This is a genomic window from Streptomyces longispororuber (genome assembly GCF_014656095.1).
Lineage (GTDB): Bacteria > Actinomycetota > Actinomycetes > Streptomycetales > Streptomycetaceae > Streptomyces > Streptomyces longispororuber.
On sequence record NZ_BNBT01000096.1, the window covers coordinates 1 to 13682 of the forward strand.

General features: G+C 75.0%; 14 protein-coding genes. 4 read left to right on the top strand and 10 right to left on the bottom strand.

The genetic code is table 11. The annotated features are described in order from the left end of the window. Positions 1-137 precede the first annotated feature (137 nt). The 5 genes from amaP to IE330_RS25330 all read right to left on the bottom strand — a co-directional run bounded on the left by amaP (position 138) and on the right by IE330_RS25330 (position 2797). Entirely contained in the window at positions 138-716 is a 579-nt protein-coding gene (amaP, locus tag IE330_RS25310; protein ID WP_190138423.1) for an alkaline shock response membrane anchor protein AmaP, read from the bottom strand. Positions 717-724: 8 nt separating this feature from the next. Continuing rightward, positions 725-1426 carry a DUF6286 domain-containing protein gene (locus IE330_RS25315; protein ID WP_190138424.1) on the bottom strand — a complete coding sequence of 234 codons (702 nt, stop codon included), beginning with the start codon at positions 1424-1426 and terminating at the stop codon, positions 725-727. Then, positions 1423-1779, bottom strand: coding sequence for an Asp23/Gls24 family envelope stress response protein (locus IE330_RS25320; RefSeq protein ID WP_190138425.1), 357 nt, complete (start codon positions 1777-1779; stop codon positions 1423-1425). Before IE330_RS25320 ends, IE330_RS25315 begins: the two co-directional genes overlap by 4 nt. Positions 1780-1782: 3 nt before the next feature. Continuing rightward, positions 1783-1968 carry a hypothetical protein gene (locus IE330_RS25325; RefSeq protein WP_190138426.1) on the bottom strand — a complete coding sequence of 62 codons (186 nt, stop codon included), beginning with the start codon at positions 1966-1968 and terminating at the stop codon, positions 1783-1785. Between the two features lie 340 nt (positions 1969-2308). Further along, positions 2309-2797 carry an Asp23/Gls24 family envelope stress response protein gene (locus tag IE330_RS25330; protein WP_190138427.1) on the bottom strand — a complete coding sequence of 163 codons (489 nt, stop codon included), beginning with the start codon at positions 2795-2797 and terminating at the stop codon, positions 2309-2311. Positions 2798-2889: 92 nt separating this feature from the next. On the opposite strand from IE330_RS25330, the gene IE330_RS25335 reads away from it, so the two are divergent. Then, the gene (locus IE330_RS25335) at positions 2890-3897 is read left to right on the top strand and encodes a nucleopolyhedrovirus P10 family protein (RefSeq protein ID WP_190138428.1); all 1008 of its coding nucleotides are present in this window, start codon (positions 2890-2892) and stop codon (positions 3895-3897) included. Between the two features lie 194 nt (positions 3898-4091). Here the strand turns inward: IE330_RS25335 and IE330_RS25340 are convergent, their stop codons facing one another. The 4 genes from IE330_RS25340 to IE330_RS25355 form a co-directional block, all read right to left on the bottom strand. After that, positions 4092-4904: an enoyl-CoA hydratase/isomerase family protein gene (locus IE330_RS25340; RefSeq protein ID WP_190138429.1), complete on the bottom strand. Its 813-nt coding sequence runs from the start codon at positions 4902-4904 to the stop codon at positions 4092-4094. 139 nt (positions 4905-5043) lie between these two features. Continuing rightward, positions 5044-5265: a helix-turn-helix domain-containing protein gene (locus tag IE330_RS25345; RefSeq protein WP_030684175.1), complete on the bottom strand. Its 222-nt coding sequence runs from the start codon at positions 5263-5265 to the stop codon at positions 5044-5046. A gap of 501 nt (positions 5266-5766) precedes the next feature. Then, a complete protein-coding gene (locus tag IE330_RS25350; protein WP_190138430.1) occupies positions 5767-7365 on the bottom strand; it encodes an ABC-F family ATP-binding cassette domain-containing protein in 1599 nt (532 codons plus the stop codon). Between the two features lie 115 nt (positions 7366-7480). Continuing rightward, complete coding sequence (locus IE330_RS25355) at positions 7481-8047, bottom strand: PQQ-binding-like beta-propeller repeat protein (protein ID WP_229925907.1); 567 nt, start codon at positions 8045-8047, stop codon at positions 7481-7483. Positions 8048-9030: 983 nt separating this feature from the next. Here IE330_RS25355 and ypfJ point away from each other — a divergent pair. After that, positions 9031-9918: a KPN_02809 family neutral zinc metallopeptidase gene (gene ypfJ, locus IE330_RS25360; protein ID WP_190138431.1), complete on the top strand. Its 888-nt coding sequence runs from the start codon at positions 9031-9033 to the stop codon at positions 9916-9918. A gap of 177 nt (positions 9919-10095) precedes the next feature. Further along, positions 10096-10509, top strand: a complete 414-nt coding sequence (locus IE330_RS25365) for a VOC family protein (protein ID WP_190138446.1) — start codon at positions 10096-10098, stop codon at positions 10507-10509. A gap of 39 nt (positions 10510-10548) precedes the next feature. On the opposite strand, the gene IE330_RS25370 is transcribed toward IE330_RS25365, so the two are convergent. Continuing rightward, on the bottom strand, positions 10549-11874 hold the full coding sequence (locus tag IE330_RS25370) for a hypothetical protein (protein ID WP_373314722.1): 1326 nt from the start codon (positions 11872-11874) through the stop codon (positions 10549-10551). Between IE330_RS25370 and IE330_RS25375 the strand changes: the two genes are divergently transcribed. Next, positions 11780-13645 (top strand): PhoX family protein, encoded by a 1866-nt coding sequence (locus tag IE330_RS25375; RefSeq protein WP_229925908.1) that lies wholly within the window; start codon positions 11780-11782, stop codon positions 13643-13645. The two genes, IE330_RS25370 and IE330_RS25375, sit on opposite strands and share 95 nt — an antisense overlap. Positions 13646-13682 lie beyond the last annotated feature (37 nt).

Sequence of the window (13682 nt, forward strand, 5' to 3'; positions counted from 1 at the left end):
CCACCCGCCCACCCATGTGAGGATGTTCAGCCCGTCCGGCGTTTGAGGACGAGGCGCGGAGCGCCGAAAAGGCGGGGTCCAGGGGCGGCAGCCCCTGGTTTCGGAGAAGGGGCGGGTCTGGGGCGCCCCGCGCAGGGCTAGCTCACGCGTTCCGGGCGGTGCTTGGTGGCGCGGAGGCGGACCTTCGCCGGGAGGCGGGTGAGGCCCGCGGAGTCGCGGGCGTGGGCGAGGGCCTCGGTGCTGAGGCCGCGCAGCACGTCCTCGGGCACGGCGTCGCCCGCCAGGGCGAGCCGGACGCGCGCCTCGGGCGCGGCGCGCCGCCCGGCCAGCCGCACCCGCGCCCGCCGCACCCCGTCGAGCGCAGCGGCCTCGCTCTCCAGGGCGCCCTCCATCGCCCGGCCCCGCAGCAGCGCCCCCTCCCCGTCCCCGGTCTCCACCAGGACCTCCGCGGGGCGCCGCCGCCGGAGCTGCGCCGCGAACCACCACAGCGCGAGCAGGACGAGCAGCGCGAGGGCGCCGATGACCGTCGGCCACCACCAGCCCTCGCTCCGCCACCGCGTCCGTTCGGCGGCACCGAGCAGGACGTCGTGGCGCCCGTCGTGCACCCACCAGGACGGCGGCCGCACCCCGAGCCCGACCGCGAGCACGGCACCGCCGAGCACGACGAGGACCAGGCCGGTCAGGCCGAGCAGTACGCGGTTCAGTGGGCGCACCATGGCTCCGCTCACCCCTTCTTCCCCGGCCGGGCCACACGCACCGTCAGCGCGGGCGGGGCGCCGAGGCCGAGCCCGCGGATACCGTCGGCCAGGGTCCGGTCCAAGTCGCCCCGTACGTCGTCGAGTTCGCGGAAGTGGGACTCGGCCCGCACGTCGGCCCTGCGCCGCGTCACGCGGACCCGTACCGACCGCACGCCCGCCACGTCCATGGCCCGGTCGCGCAGCACCGCCGCGGCGGCGGCCCGGTCGAGCCCGGCCCGCACGTCGGCGTGGTCGCGCCGCATCGGAAGCACGGACCGCAGGCCGGGCGTCAGCGCGAGCACCAGCAGCCACAGGCCGACGGCCACCGCGGCCGCGGCCCCGGCGAGCACCGCCGTGTCGTCCAGCGGGCGCTCGGCGAGCTCGCGGGCGAGGCGGCGGCGCCAGCGCATCGCCGGGCGGTCGGCCCGTACCGCCACGACGTCGTACAGGAGGAGCCCGCAGCCGCCGAGGACCACCAGTGCCACCAGCGCGGCGGGCACCCGCCGCGCCGACCAGAAGCGGCGGGCCCGGCCCTCCTCGGGGGCGAGGACGGGGTGCGCCTCGTAGGCCGCGGCGGACGACGACTGCGTCGCCGGGTAGAGGGCGCCCGGGTCCTGCTCGACGACGGGCAGGGGCCGGGTGCCGCCCGTCCCCGGGTCCCGCCCGGGTGTCTCGTGGGGCTCGCTCATCGGGTCCTCCCCTGTGCCGCGGCCCGGGTCTGCGCCGAGTGCAGCCGCTCGACCTGGACCGCCACCTCGGGCACGTCCATGCCCGCCAACGCCTGTACCCGCTCCGCGACATGGCGACGCACGGCCCCGCACTGGCCCCCGATGTCGCTGGGGTAGTCCAGTTCCAGGCTGACCCGGACGCGGGCGGCGTCCCGGTGCACGCTGACCGTGGCGTGCGGCGGCGCGGCCTCCTCGGGCAGCGACCACAGCGCCTCCCGGGCCGCGCGCGCGGCGATCTTCGCGATGACGCGGTCGGCGATCCGGGTCGCGCCGCGCTCGGCGGGCGCGACCTGCCCCACGACCTCCGCCGCCACCGGTCACCGCCGCCGGTCGCCGCGGGTGCGGAAGAAGTCGCCGGGTTCCAGGTCCCCCTCGAGGAACCGCCCGGCGACGAATCCGATGGCGCCCAGGGCGGCCACCAGGAGGAAGGCTCCGAACCCGCCGAAGTATCCGGCGAAGCCCAGGGCCATCCCGGCGATCATGCCGATGACGGCCATGTTCATCGTGCGCTCCTTCGCTGCTGCGCGTGTGCTGCCGGTGCCCGCTGCGTCCCCCGGCGGTGCGGCCGGGGTACGCCGGTGGCGGGCGGCGGGCACGGGGCTCCGCGCCCGCCGCCCGGGTCGTTCGTCCGCGAGGGGCCTGGCCCGCGGACCGCCGGGTCGGTGGTGCTCACCGCACGGGTCTCCTTGTTCCCTCGATGGGGCCGCTCACCACGTTCCCCCGATGGGGCCGCTCACCACGGCCCCGTCCCGCCGCAGCCGCGGCCGGAACCGTGCGACTCGGCCCGCGCCGGGGGCCGTTCGGCCGCTGCCGCGACCGGGGCCGCCGGGGCCGTTCGTGCCGCTACTGCAACCGGGGCTGTTCGTCGTCCTCGTCGTCGGGCAGCTTCACGTCGCTGACCGCGATGTTCACCTCGACCACTTCGAGGCCGGCCATGCGCTCCACGGCCGTGACGACGTTCTCCCGCACGGCCCGGGCGACGTCGGAGATCGACACGCCGTACTCGACCACGATCTCCAGGTCCAGGGCCGTCTGCACCTCGCCCACCTCGGCCTTGACCCCGCGGGTGACGGACTTCGCGCCGCTGCCCGGCACCCGGTCGCGTACGGCCCCGAAGGTGCGGGCGAGGCCACCGCCCATCGCGTGGACGCCCACCACGTCGCGCGCGGCGAGTCCGGCGATCTTCTCGACGACGCCGTCCGCGATGGTGGTGCGCCCGCGCCCGCCGGGGTCCCCTCCCCCGCGCCGCGAGGTGCCGCCGCGGCCCGCGTTCTCCTCAGGCGACTCCTTCTCGAGCGTCTTGGACGTCTTGTGCTCTCCGGTGTCGGTCATCACCGTCGTCCTTTTCGACAGGGGATCTGCTCCTTCGTCCACACTAAGCGCGGCCGCGCGCTCGCGCGCCAGGGATGCGGCAGGCTGGAGCAATGACGGGTGACGGATGGACCTCGGCGGTACGGCGCCAGCTCGGTCTGGGCAGGGTGCTGCCCCTGGGCGGGGCGGGTGACGGCGCGTGGATGACGGAGGCGGCGGCCGCGGCGCTCCTGCGCCGGGCGTGCGGGCGGGTACGGGGAGCGCGCCTGACCACCGTGCGCCTGGACCTGGCCGACCCGGACGCCGCGTACGTCCCGTCCGGCCCCGGCGCCTCCCCCGACGCGTACGCCGCCGCGGGCCCGGCCCCGCCGAGCGCCCTGCCGCCGGGGGCGCTGCGGATCAGCGGGGACGTGGCGGCGGCCTCGGGCGAGCCGCTGCCCGCGGTGGCGGACCGGCTGCGCACAGCCCTGGCGACGGCCGCGGCCGACCGGCTGGGCCTGGTGGTCACCGAGGTGGATCTGCGGGTGACGGCCCTGCTCGACGGGGCGGAGGAGGAGTTGGACCCGCAGGGGGCTGTTGGGGCTTCCGGGGCCGTTGGGTCTGCTGAGGCTTCTGATACTGCGGGGGCTGGCTGGGCCGGTGAGGCTGCTGAGACTGCCGAGATGGTTGCGGCCATTGACTCGACGGAGGCTTTCGAGCCGGGTGAGTTGCCCGATGCAGGCGAGTTGCTCGGGTCCGGTGAGTTCCCCGAGGCCGATGAGTTCCTCGAAGCCGGAGCCGTAGACGTCGCCGAGGCGGCCATCGGCACGGGCCGACCAGCGGGCGCGGACACGGACGCGGACTCCCCCGAGGAACGCCTCGCCCGGGCCGCGCTCTCCGTGCCCGGCGTCACCCGGCTGACCGGGGCGCTGGGCGGGCTGGGGCGCGCGGTGCACGTGCAGGAGCACAAGCCGTCGCACTCCCTGCCGCGCCGGCATGTCCGGGTGGAGCTGGCGGTGGCCGGAGACCGTCGCACCCTGGACGTGGCCCGCGCGGTCCGCGCGGCGGTGGGGGACGCGCTGCCGGACCACCCGACCGTGGCGGTCCTGGTGACGGCGGTCGACGAACAGGAACAGGGCTAGAGCGGCGACCGCGCGCCGCGAGGCGGGCCGTACGCGGACGGGGCCGCGCGCGACGGGTCGCACAGGGGCGGGTACGCGACGGTTGCACAGGGGCGGGGCCGCACGTGACGGGTCGCGCAGGGGCGGGGCCGGGGATCCGCACCCGGCCGGGCCCGCGGCGGCCCCGCCCCCGCCCGTCACGCGTCGGCCGCGCGTCAGTCGCCGAGCCCGGCGAGGACACGCAGGCGGCGGGCCTGCGCGGCGCGTTCGGCGGTGCGCTGCTCCTCGTAGGAGCGGCCGACGGCGCCCTGGAGCAGGGCCTTGGTCTCGATGACGGCGTCGCGGGGCGCGGCGAGCAGCGCGGCGGCCAGGTCCTCGGCGGCGGCGTCGAGCTGGTCGCCGGGCACCACGAGGTTGGCGAGGCCGGTGCGCTCGGCCTCGGCGGCACCCACGAAGCGGCCCGTGGCGCAGATCTCCAGAGCGCGCGCGTAGCCCACGAGGGAGACGAGCGGGTGCGTGCCGGTGAGGTCGGGCACCAGTCCGAGGCTGGTCTCGCGCATCGCGAACTGGACGTCGTCCGCGACGATGCGCAGGTCACAGGCGAGCGCGAGCTGGAAGCCCGCGCCGATCGCGTGCCCCTGGACGGCGGCGACGGACACGAGGTCGCTGCGCCGCCACCAGGTGAACGCCTCCTGGTACTCGGCGATGGTCGCGTCCAGGACGTCGTCCGCGCCGCGCGCCAGGTCGAGGAAGGACGGCTCGCCGTCGAAGCCCTCGGGCGTGAACGCCTGCCGGTCCAGGCCCGCGGAGAAGGACTTGCCCTCGCCGCGCAGCACCACCACGCGGACGCTGCCGGGCAGCGCCCGGCCGGCCTCGGTCAACGCCCGCCACAGCGCGGGGGACTGGGCGTTGCGCTTGGCCGGGTTGGTCAGGGTCACGGTGGCCACGGTGTCCTCGACCGTGAGGCGTACGCCGTCCTTGTCGAGAACCGGTGGAGCCGCGCTCTGCGGGCTGTCGGGCGAAGCCATCAGTGCCTCCGAGGGGTGCAGTCGTCGGTCGGGACGCCTGGGGCGCCCCTAAGTGACTGCACAGTAACCACCCGGCCGCGGAGACGGCCGACCGGGTGGTCACCCTTCGGGTCACACGAGCCGCGGACCGCGACGGGTGTCAGACGGAGGCGGCCTTCTTGCCTCGCGTCGCACCGCCACGTCCGCGCAACACCACGCCTGACTCGGTGAGCATCCGGTGCACGAATCCGTACGAGCGGCCGGTCTCCTCGGCCAACGCCCGGATACTCGCACCGGCGTCGTACTTTTTCTTCAGGTCTGCCGCGAGCTTGTCGCGCGCGGCGCCGGTCACCCGGCTGCCCTTCTTCAGAGTCTCGGCCACCCGTGCCTCCTCATGGGAAGTGCGCTCTGGACTTCTCATGATCACCCCTACCGGGCCTCCTGGCCACCCATTCGGCAAGGTCGGTGTGACTTGATTCGCAGTGTGGGAACGGGACACCACGAGCGGAGTGAACGATTCCGCACGTGTGCCTCTCCGTCACCGAACGGGTTCGGCGAGGAACCGGCAGGTCAGGGACGTGCCGGGACAACGGTGGCGGACACGGCCGAGATGCGTGTATCCCGCATCTCGGTACGAGGACGTCTCACACAGATGATGGATCACGGATCGGCCGAATGATCCATACGGAGTGGATCAGTGCTGTGGATCAGTGCGGCGATCAGTGCACCGACCAGTGACCCGGCCAGTAACTGGGCCAGTAACTCGGCCAGCCAACTCGGTCAGTGATCCGATCCATGACTCGGTCGAGCCGCCGGGTCGGCGGTCCGGTCCTGCGGGAACCCGGGGACCCGGGACCCGAGGCCCGGGACCGAGGGCCGGGGGTCAGGCCAGGGCGACCAGGTCGGCGTAGTCCGCGCCCCACAGGTCCTCGACGCCGTCGGGCAGCAGGATGATCCGCTCCGGCTGGAGCGCCTCGACGGCGCCCTCGTCGTGCGTGACGAGGACGACCGCGCCCTTGTAGGTGCGCAGCGCGCCGAGGATCTCCTCGCGGCTCGCCGGGTCGAGGTTGTTGGTGGGCTCGTCCAGGAGCAGGACGTTCGCCGAGGACACGACGAGGGTGGCGAGGGCGAGCCGGGTCTTCTCGCCACCGGAGAGCACGCCCGCCGGCTTGTCGACGTCGTCGCCGGAGAACAGGAACGAGCCGAGCACCTTGCGCACCTCGACCAGGTCCAGGTCGGGGGCGGCGGAGCGCATGTTCTCCAGGACCGTGCGGTCCGGGTCGAGGGTCTCGTGCTCCTGCGCGTAGTACCCGAGCTTGAGGCCGTGGCCCTGGACGACCGCGCCGGTGTCGGGCTGCTCGACGCCGCCGAGGAGGCGGAGCAGGGTGGTCTTGCCCGCGCCGTTGAGCCCGAGGATGACGACCCGGGAGCCCTTGTCGATGGCGAGGTCCACGTCCGTGAAGATCTCCAGCGAGCCGTACGACTTCGACAGGCCCTCGGCGGTGAGCGGGGTCTTGCCGCAGGGGGCGGGCTCGGGGAAGCGCAGCTTGGCGACCTTGTCGGCCTGGCGTACGTCCTCGAGGCCGGAGAGGAGCTTCTCGGCGCGGCGGGCCATGTTCTGCGCGGCGACGGTCTTGGTGGCCTTGGCCCGCATCTTGTCGGCCTGGGCGTTCAGCGCGGCGGCCTTCTTCTCGGCGTTCTGCCGCTCGCGCTTGCGGCGCTTCTCGTCGGACTCGCGCTGCTGCTGGTAGAGCTTCCAGCCCATGTTGTAGACGTCGATCGCGGAGCGGTTGGCGTCCAGGTAGAAGACCTTGTTGACGACCGTCTCGACGAGGTCGACGTCGTGGGAGATGACGATGAAGCCGCCGCGGTACGTCTTCAGGTAGTCGCGCAGCCAGATGATCGAGTCGGCGTCCAGGTGGTTCGTCGGCTCGTCCAGGAGGAGCGTGTCCGCGTCCGAGAACAGGATGCGGGCCAGCTCGATGCGGCGGCGCTGACCGCCGGAGAGCGTGTGCAGGGGCTGGCCGAGCACGCGGTCGGGGAGGTTCAGCGCGGCGGCGATGGTGGCGGCCTCGGCCTCGGCGGCGTACCCGCCCTTGGTGAGGAACTCCGTCTCCTGGCGCTCGTACTGCTTCAGGGCCTTCTCGCGCGTGGAGCCCTTGCCGCTGGCGATGCGCTCCTCGTTCTCCCGCATCTTGCGGATCAGGGTGTCCAGGCCGCGCGCGGAGAGGATGCGGTCGCGGGCGAGCACGTCGAGGTCGCCGGTGCGGGGGTCCTGCGGAAGGTAGCCGACCTCTCCGGAGCGGGTGATGGTGCCCGCGGCCGGGACGCCCTCGCCGGCGAGGCACTTGGTGAGCGTGGTCTTGCCCGCGCCGTTGCGGCCGACGAGCCCGACGCGGTCGCCCTTGGCGATACGGAACGAGGCGTTCTCGATGAGGATGCGGGCGCCGGCGCGCAGCTCGATACCGGAGGCGGTGATCACGGTCGGACTCCTGGACAGGGAAGGACGGCGGAAGCGGGCGAAAGGCAGGGCGTCATGCGCGCGGGGCGCGCCACGCAGCCGTCTAATGCAGCAGGAGAAGGGCCATACGGCAATTCTACCGGGGGCCTGCAACCGGTTTTCCGGCGCTCCCGGGCAGCTCGTTGCCCAGCGGGGTCCGGCGGGGTGTGACACGGCCGAGGTCGTCCACGGCGACGAGCTGCGCGGTCCAGGGCGTGGCCCCGGCGCGGCAGGGCTGGGCGAGCAGCAGCACGCCGTGGCGCCGTACGGAGCGGGCGGGGTCGAAGGCGCAGCCCTCGCGGGCGGGCAGCGTCCAGCGCAGGTCGCCGTCGGCGACCCGGTAGGCGGCGACGTGGCGCGGGGTGACGACGGCGAGCATCCGGGCCGCCGGGTCCAGGAGCCGCAGGACCCCGGCACCGCCGCGCGCCCCCGGGGAGGCCAGCCAGGGGGCGCTCGCCGGGATCGCCCGGTGCCAGCGGACCGCGCCGCGCGCGGTGTCGGTGACCAGGCCGTCGTCCCAGAGCGCGAGGGCGTGCCCGCGCGCGGGCAGCAGGGTGAGCGGGCGGCGGCCCGGGCGCGTGTACGTCCAGTGGGCGCGGCCGCTGTCCGCGTCGCGGGCGCGCACGGCCCGCCCGGTCACGTACGGCACGCTGTCACCGTCCACGCGCGCGTGGAGCGTGAAGCGGTCGCCGTATGGCGCCGGACGCACGTGGTGGTCGGCGGTGGCGAGCGGCACGGTGAGGAGCGCGAGGAGCAGCGGGGCGGCTAGGCGCGCGAGGCGCGTCAGGTGGGCTTGCCGTCCGGCCGGGCCGCTCCGGAGCCCCGGAGGCCGGAGGCGGGCACGCCGCCCGGAGGGACCGCTCCGCTGCCCGGGTGCCGGACCGGGGCCCGCTGCCCGCGCGGTTGCCGGGTCCGGTGCCGCCCTCGGGTCATCGGGTGCGGCCGGTGCGCGGCGCGGCGCCGGCGCGACAGCCGATGTGGGCCCTTCGGCCGGGGTCGGCACCGCGGCCGCTGTCGGCGCGACGGCCGGTGTCGGCGCGACGGCCGGTGTCCGTGCGGCAGCCTCTGTCGATACGTCGACCGATGTCGGCGCGTTGGCCGGTGCCTGTGCGTCGGCCGGTGTGTGTGCGACAGCCGGTGTCGGTGCGTCGGCCGATGCCTGTGCGTCGTCGGTCGGTGTCCGTACGGCAGCCGCTGCCGATACGTAGGCCGGGGGCGGCACGGCAGCCGACGTGGGCGCACCGGCCGGGGTCTGCGCGGCGGGTGGTGTCGGGGCTTCAGGTGCTCCCGGTGTTGTTGGCGCGGCGGACATCGTGCCCCCTCCACTCCCCCGGGCGCGGCCGCGGCCGCGGGTCAGGCGCAGACAGTAGCGGCGGTGCGCGCGGGCCGGGTGGCGGTCGTGGGGCGACACGGCGGGCGGGGTGGGGCGCGTCGCCCGTTCGGCCCTTCGTCCGGCGCCGGAGGGCGGGTGCCGTACCAGGATGGGAGGGGCCGGGACCCCGCGCGGGGCCGGAGGGGCCGGGACCCCGCGCGGGGCCGCGGGACGTCACCCCTCGAACGAGGCGGGTCCGCCGTACGCGACGTGGCGGCGCTGTCGTCCCGTACGCGCCGTGAGGCGTCCCGTACGCGACACGAGGTGGTGCGCCCATGCAGTTCGACGACGACGCGGAGCTGGACACCTCCGAGGTGCGGGACGTGCGCGGCAGCCGGGTCCCGGGCGGCCGTGCCACCGTCGGCGGGGGCATCGCGGGGCTGATCGCGCTCTTCCTCGGCCTGCTCTTCGGCGTCGGCCCGGACCAGCTCGGCCTGACCGACTCCGGTGACGAGCCCTCCGCCTCCTCGTCGTCGCCAGCGCAGGTCCAGGAGAGCTGCCGTACCGGCAAGGACGCCAACGCCCGGGAGGACTGCCGGACGGTGGCGGTGGTCAACAGCGTCCAGGACTACTGGCGCCAGGAGTTCCCGCGCCGCCAGGGTCGGTACACGCCCGCGCGGACGGTGTTGTTCACCGGCCGCGTGGGCACCGCGTGCGGCGCGGCGTCCTCGGCGGTCGGCCCGTTCTACTGCCCCGGGGACCGGCAGGTCTACCTGGACCTGGGGTTCTTCCGCGAGCTGCGGACGAACTTCGGCGCCCGCGGCGGGCCGTTCGCGCAGGCGTACGTCGTGGCGCACGAGTACGGGCACCACGTGCAGAACCTGATGGGCACCCTGCGGCGCGCGCAGGACGGGCGGACCGGCGAGGACAGCGACGCCGTGCGCGTCGAGCTCCAGGCCGACTGCTACGCGGGCGTGTGGGCGCACCACGCCACGCGGACGCCCGCCGAGTCGGGCCGGCCGCTGATCACCCGGCTCACGGACGAGGACGTCCGCGACGGCCTGGACGCGGCGGCCGCGGTCGGCGACGACCGCATCCAGGAGCGCTACCAGGGCCGGGGCACGCCCGAGTCGTGGACGCACGGCTCGGCGCGCCAGCGGCAGGAGTGGTTCCAGCAGGGCTTCCGTACGGGCGACATGGCGCGGTGCGACACCTTCCGCTGAGCCGGAAGCCGGGCCGAACGCCGAGTCGAAACAGGAGGAAACAAGGGCAAAAGGGCGAAAGGCGGGGAAAGCATCAGGGACGGGAGAACGGACGCGCCCCGGCCGGGGGCCCCGGACGCACGGGGCCCGCGGGCGGTCCCGGCGCGCGGAGTGTGAGGAGCGTGAGAGGTGAGCCCTATGACGGGTGCCGCGCGGGGGCGGCCGAGCATCTTCCCGACGCTGGTGTACGCGGACGCGAAGGCCGCGATCACGCAGCTCACGGAGGCCTTCGGCTTCACGGAGACGAGTGTGTACGAGCGGGAGGACGGGGCCGTCCTGCACGCCGAGCTGTCGTACGGCAACGGCACGGTGATGCTCGGCTCGCAGGGGACCGGCGGTGTCTTCGCCGAGGCGATGCGGGGCGCGGGCCCGGCCGGGATCCACGTGGTGGTGGACGACGTCGACGCCCACCACCAGCGCGCGGTGGCGCACGGGGCGCACATCCTGATGCCGCCGACGGACCAGGACTACGGCGCCCGGGACTACCTGGCGCAGGACGTCGAGGGCAACGTGTGGAGCTTCGGCACGTACGCCCCCGAGCCGGGCGCCTGACGGGTCCCGCCCCGGCCCCCGCGGGACCGGGGGGCGGGGTCAGACGCCGCCGGTGTGCACCTGGAACGCGGCGCGGCGCACGGCCTTGGCCAGGGCCGGGTCCGGGTGGGCCGCGGCGAGCGCCACGAGGACCTGCACGGTGCGCGGGTGGCCGACGGTGCGCACCTCGTCGAGCAGCGCGGGCACCGTGGGCTGCGGCGCCGAGTCCAGGTGGCGCACGAGGAGTTCGGCCTCGCCGTGGTCGGCGACGGCGGCCGCGGTGTCGACCCACAGCCAGGTGGACTCCTCGCGGGTGAGCACGTGGTGGACGTCCTCGGGGTCGGTGCCCTCGTACTCGGCGAGCCACAGCAGGGCGTAGGGCCGCAGCGAGGTCTCGTCGACGACGGCGCGCACCTCGGGCTCGGCCGGGGCGCCGACCACGCGCAGCGCCTCGAAGGCGAGGCCGCGCAGCAGGGCGTCCTCGCCCCGGGCGGCGTCGAGGAGTTCGGCGACGGCGGTGCCCACGTCGCGGGCGGCGAGCCAGGCGCGGTACTCGGCGCGGGCCGCGTTCGGCCGCAGGCGGGCGCAGCCGCGGAGCATGTCCTCGGCGGACTGCTCGATGTTCCCGGCCGGGCTCTGCGCGGCGACGCAGATCTGCTCCAGCTTGACCCAGACCGCCCAACTGCCCAGCGGGGTGAGCGTGGCCTGGCCGTCCGCGCAGGTGAGCGCGCCGACGGCGGCGAGGGCGCGCAGGGCCCAGGCGAGCAGGTCGGCCGGCGGGGCGGCGGCGCACTCGTCCGGGCCGCCACCGTCGGGGCCGTTGCCGAGGCCGCCGTCCGGGCCGTTGCCGGGCCCGGCGTCGGGGCCCGTGCCGGTCCGGTGGGTCTCCTCCTGGGGGCCGTACGGGATCTCGCAGCGCTCGGTGCGCAGTTCGCGGACGCGCTGCTCGAAGAGGTCGAGGAGCTGCGGGACCGGCACGGGGCCCGCCGAGAGCTGGAGGAAGGACAGGAGCTGGGGGACGGCCTCGACGGTCTCCGCGACGGTGGCGGGCGGCAGCGCGGCGGGCGCCGGGTGGGCGAGGGACCAGGCGTCGAAGAGGGCGACCCAGCCGCGCAGCACGGCCGCGTCGTCGCGGTCCCAGGCGCGCAGCCGCCAGCCCGGGCGGGCGACGCCGCCGTGCACCTCGACGAGCCCGGCGAGGCGGGCGGTGTCCCAGTCGGTGCGGACCTGGTGGACCGTCACGCCCCGGTCGGCGGCGACCAGTTCGGCGGCGGCGTCGGACAGGGCGCCGGTGGCCGCGGCCGGGGCGGCGTCCCCGACGGCGGCCCGGGCGAAGGACAGGAAGGCCGCCCGCGGCCTGCGCTTCGCGCCCGTCGCGCCGAACACCGCCGACAAGGTCACCGTCCCCGACGGCTACCGCCAGAACGTGGTGATCCGCTGGGGCGAGCCCATCCTGCGCGGCGCCCCCGCCTTCGACGCGGACAAGCAGACCGCGAAGGCCCAGGCGGGGCAGTTCGGGTACAACAACGACTTCCTCAGCCTGCTGCCGCTGCGCCACGAGAGCGAGGGCCACGGCCGCCAGGTGCTCGTCGCGAACCACGAGTACACGGACGAAGTCCTGATGTTCAAGGGCTACGACCCCAAGAACCCGACCCGCGAGCAGGTGGAGATCGCCTGGGCCGCGCACGGGCTGTCCGTGGTCGTCGTCGAGGGCGAGCGGAAGACGGGCGCGCTGCGCCCCGTGCCGCGCCACCGCCTCAACCGCCGGCTGACCGCCACCACCAAGTTCCACCTCACCGGCCCGGCCGCGCGCAGCGAGTTCGTCCGGACGAAGGCCGACCCGCGCGGCACCACCGTCCTCGGGACGCTGAACAACTGCTCCGGCGGCACCACCCCGTGGGGCACCACGCTCCACGGCGAGGAGAACTTCAACCAGTACTTCGCCCACGCGGACAAGGTCACCGACCCGACGCAGGCGGCCCGCCTGAAGCGGTACGGCGTCGTCGGCGGCGAGTCCGAGCGCAAGTGGGAGCGGTTCGACGACCGCTTCGACCTCACCAAGGAGCCCAACGAGCCGCACCGCTTCGGCTGGGTCGTCGAACTCGACCCGTACGACCCGGACTCCACGCCGCGCAAGCGCACCGCGCTCGGCCGCTTCAAGCACGAGGGCGCGCAGCCGAGCCTGACCCGCGACGGCCGCCCGGTGGTCTACATGGGCGACGACGAGCGGTTCGACTACGTCTACAAGTTCGTGAGCAGCAAGCGCATGGCCAAGGGCGACTCGCGCTGGGCCCGTGAGCACAACCTGACGCTGCTCGACGAGGGCACGCTGTACGTCGCCAAGTTCACCGGCGACTCCCCGGCGGAGGAGATCGACGGCACGGGCACGCTGCCCGAGGACGGCGAGTTCGACGGCAGCGGCCGGTGGATCCCGCTGGCCACGGCGTACGCGGGCGGCAAGGCCGTCTCCCACGTCGAGGGCATGACCGCCGACGAGGTGTACGTCTTCACGCGCCTGGCCGGTGATAAGGTGGGCGCCACGAAGATGGACCGGCCCGAGGACATCGAGCCGTCGCCGCACTCGGGCAAGGTGTACGTCGCCCTGACGAACAACACCGACCGCGGCAAGCCCGGCAAGGCCGGGGCCGACGAGGCCAACCCGCGCAACCTCAACAAGCACGGGCAGGTGCTCGAACTGACGGAGTCCCGTAACCGGCCCGAGGCCACCCGCTTCGCCTGGAACCTCTTCCTCGTCGCGGGCGACCCGAACGACCCCTCCACGTACTTCGCGGGCTTCCCGAAGGACAAGGTCAGCCCCATCTCCTGCCCGGACAACGTGGCGTTCGACCCGCACGGCAACCTGTGGATCTCCACCGACGGCAACCAGCTCGGCTCCCACGACGGCCTGTTCGGCGTGGCCACCAAGGGCGAGCGGCGCGGTGAGCTGAAGCAGTTCCTGACGATGCCGAAGGGCGCGGAGACCTGCGGCCCGCTCGTGCAGGAGCGGCGTGTGCTCGTCGCCGTCCAGCACCCGGGCGAGGTCGACGGCGCGTCCGTCGAGAAGCCCGCGAGCACCTGGCCGGACGGGCCCGGGAAGATCGTGCGCCCGGCGGTCGTGTCGGTGTGGCGCGCCGACGGCCGCGACATCGGCGTCTGAGGACGTCAGGAAGGACGGCGCCGACGGCCTGCGTCAG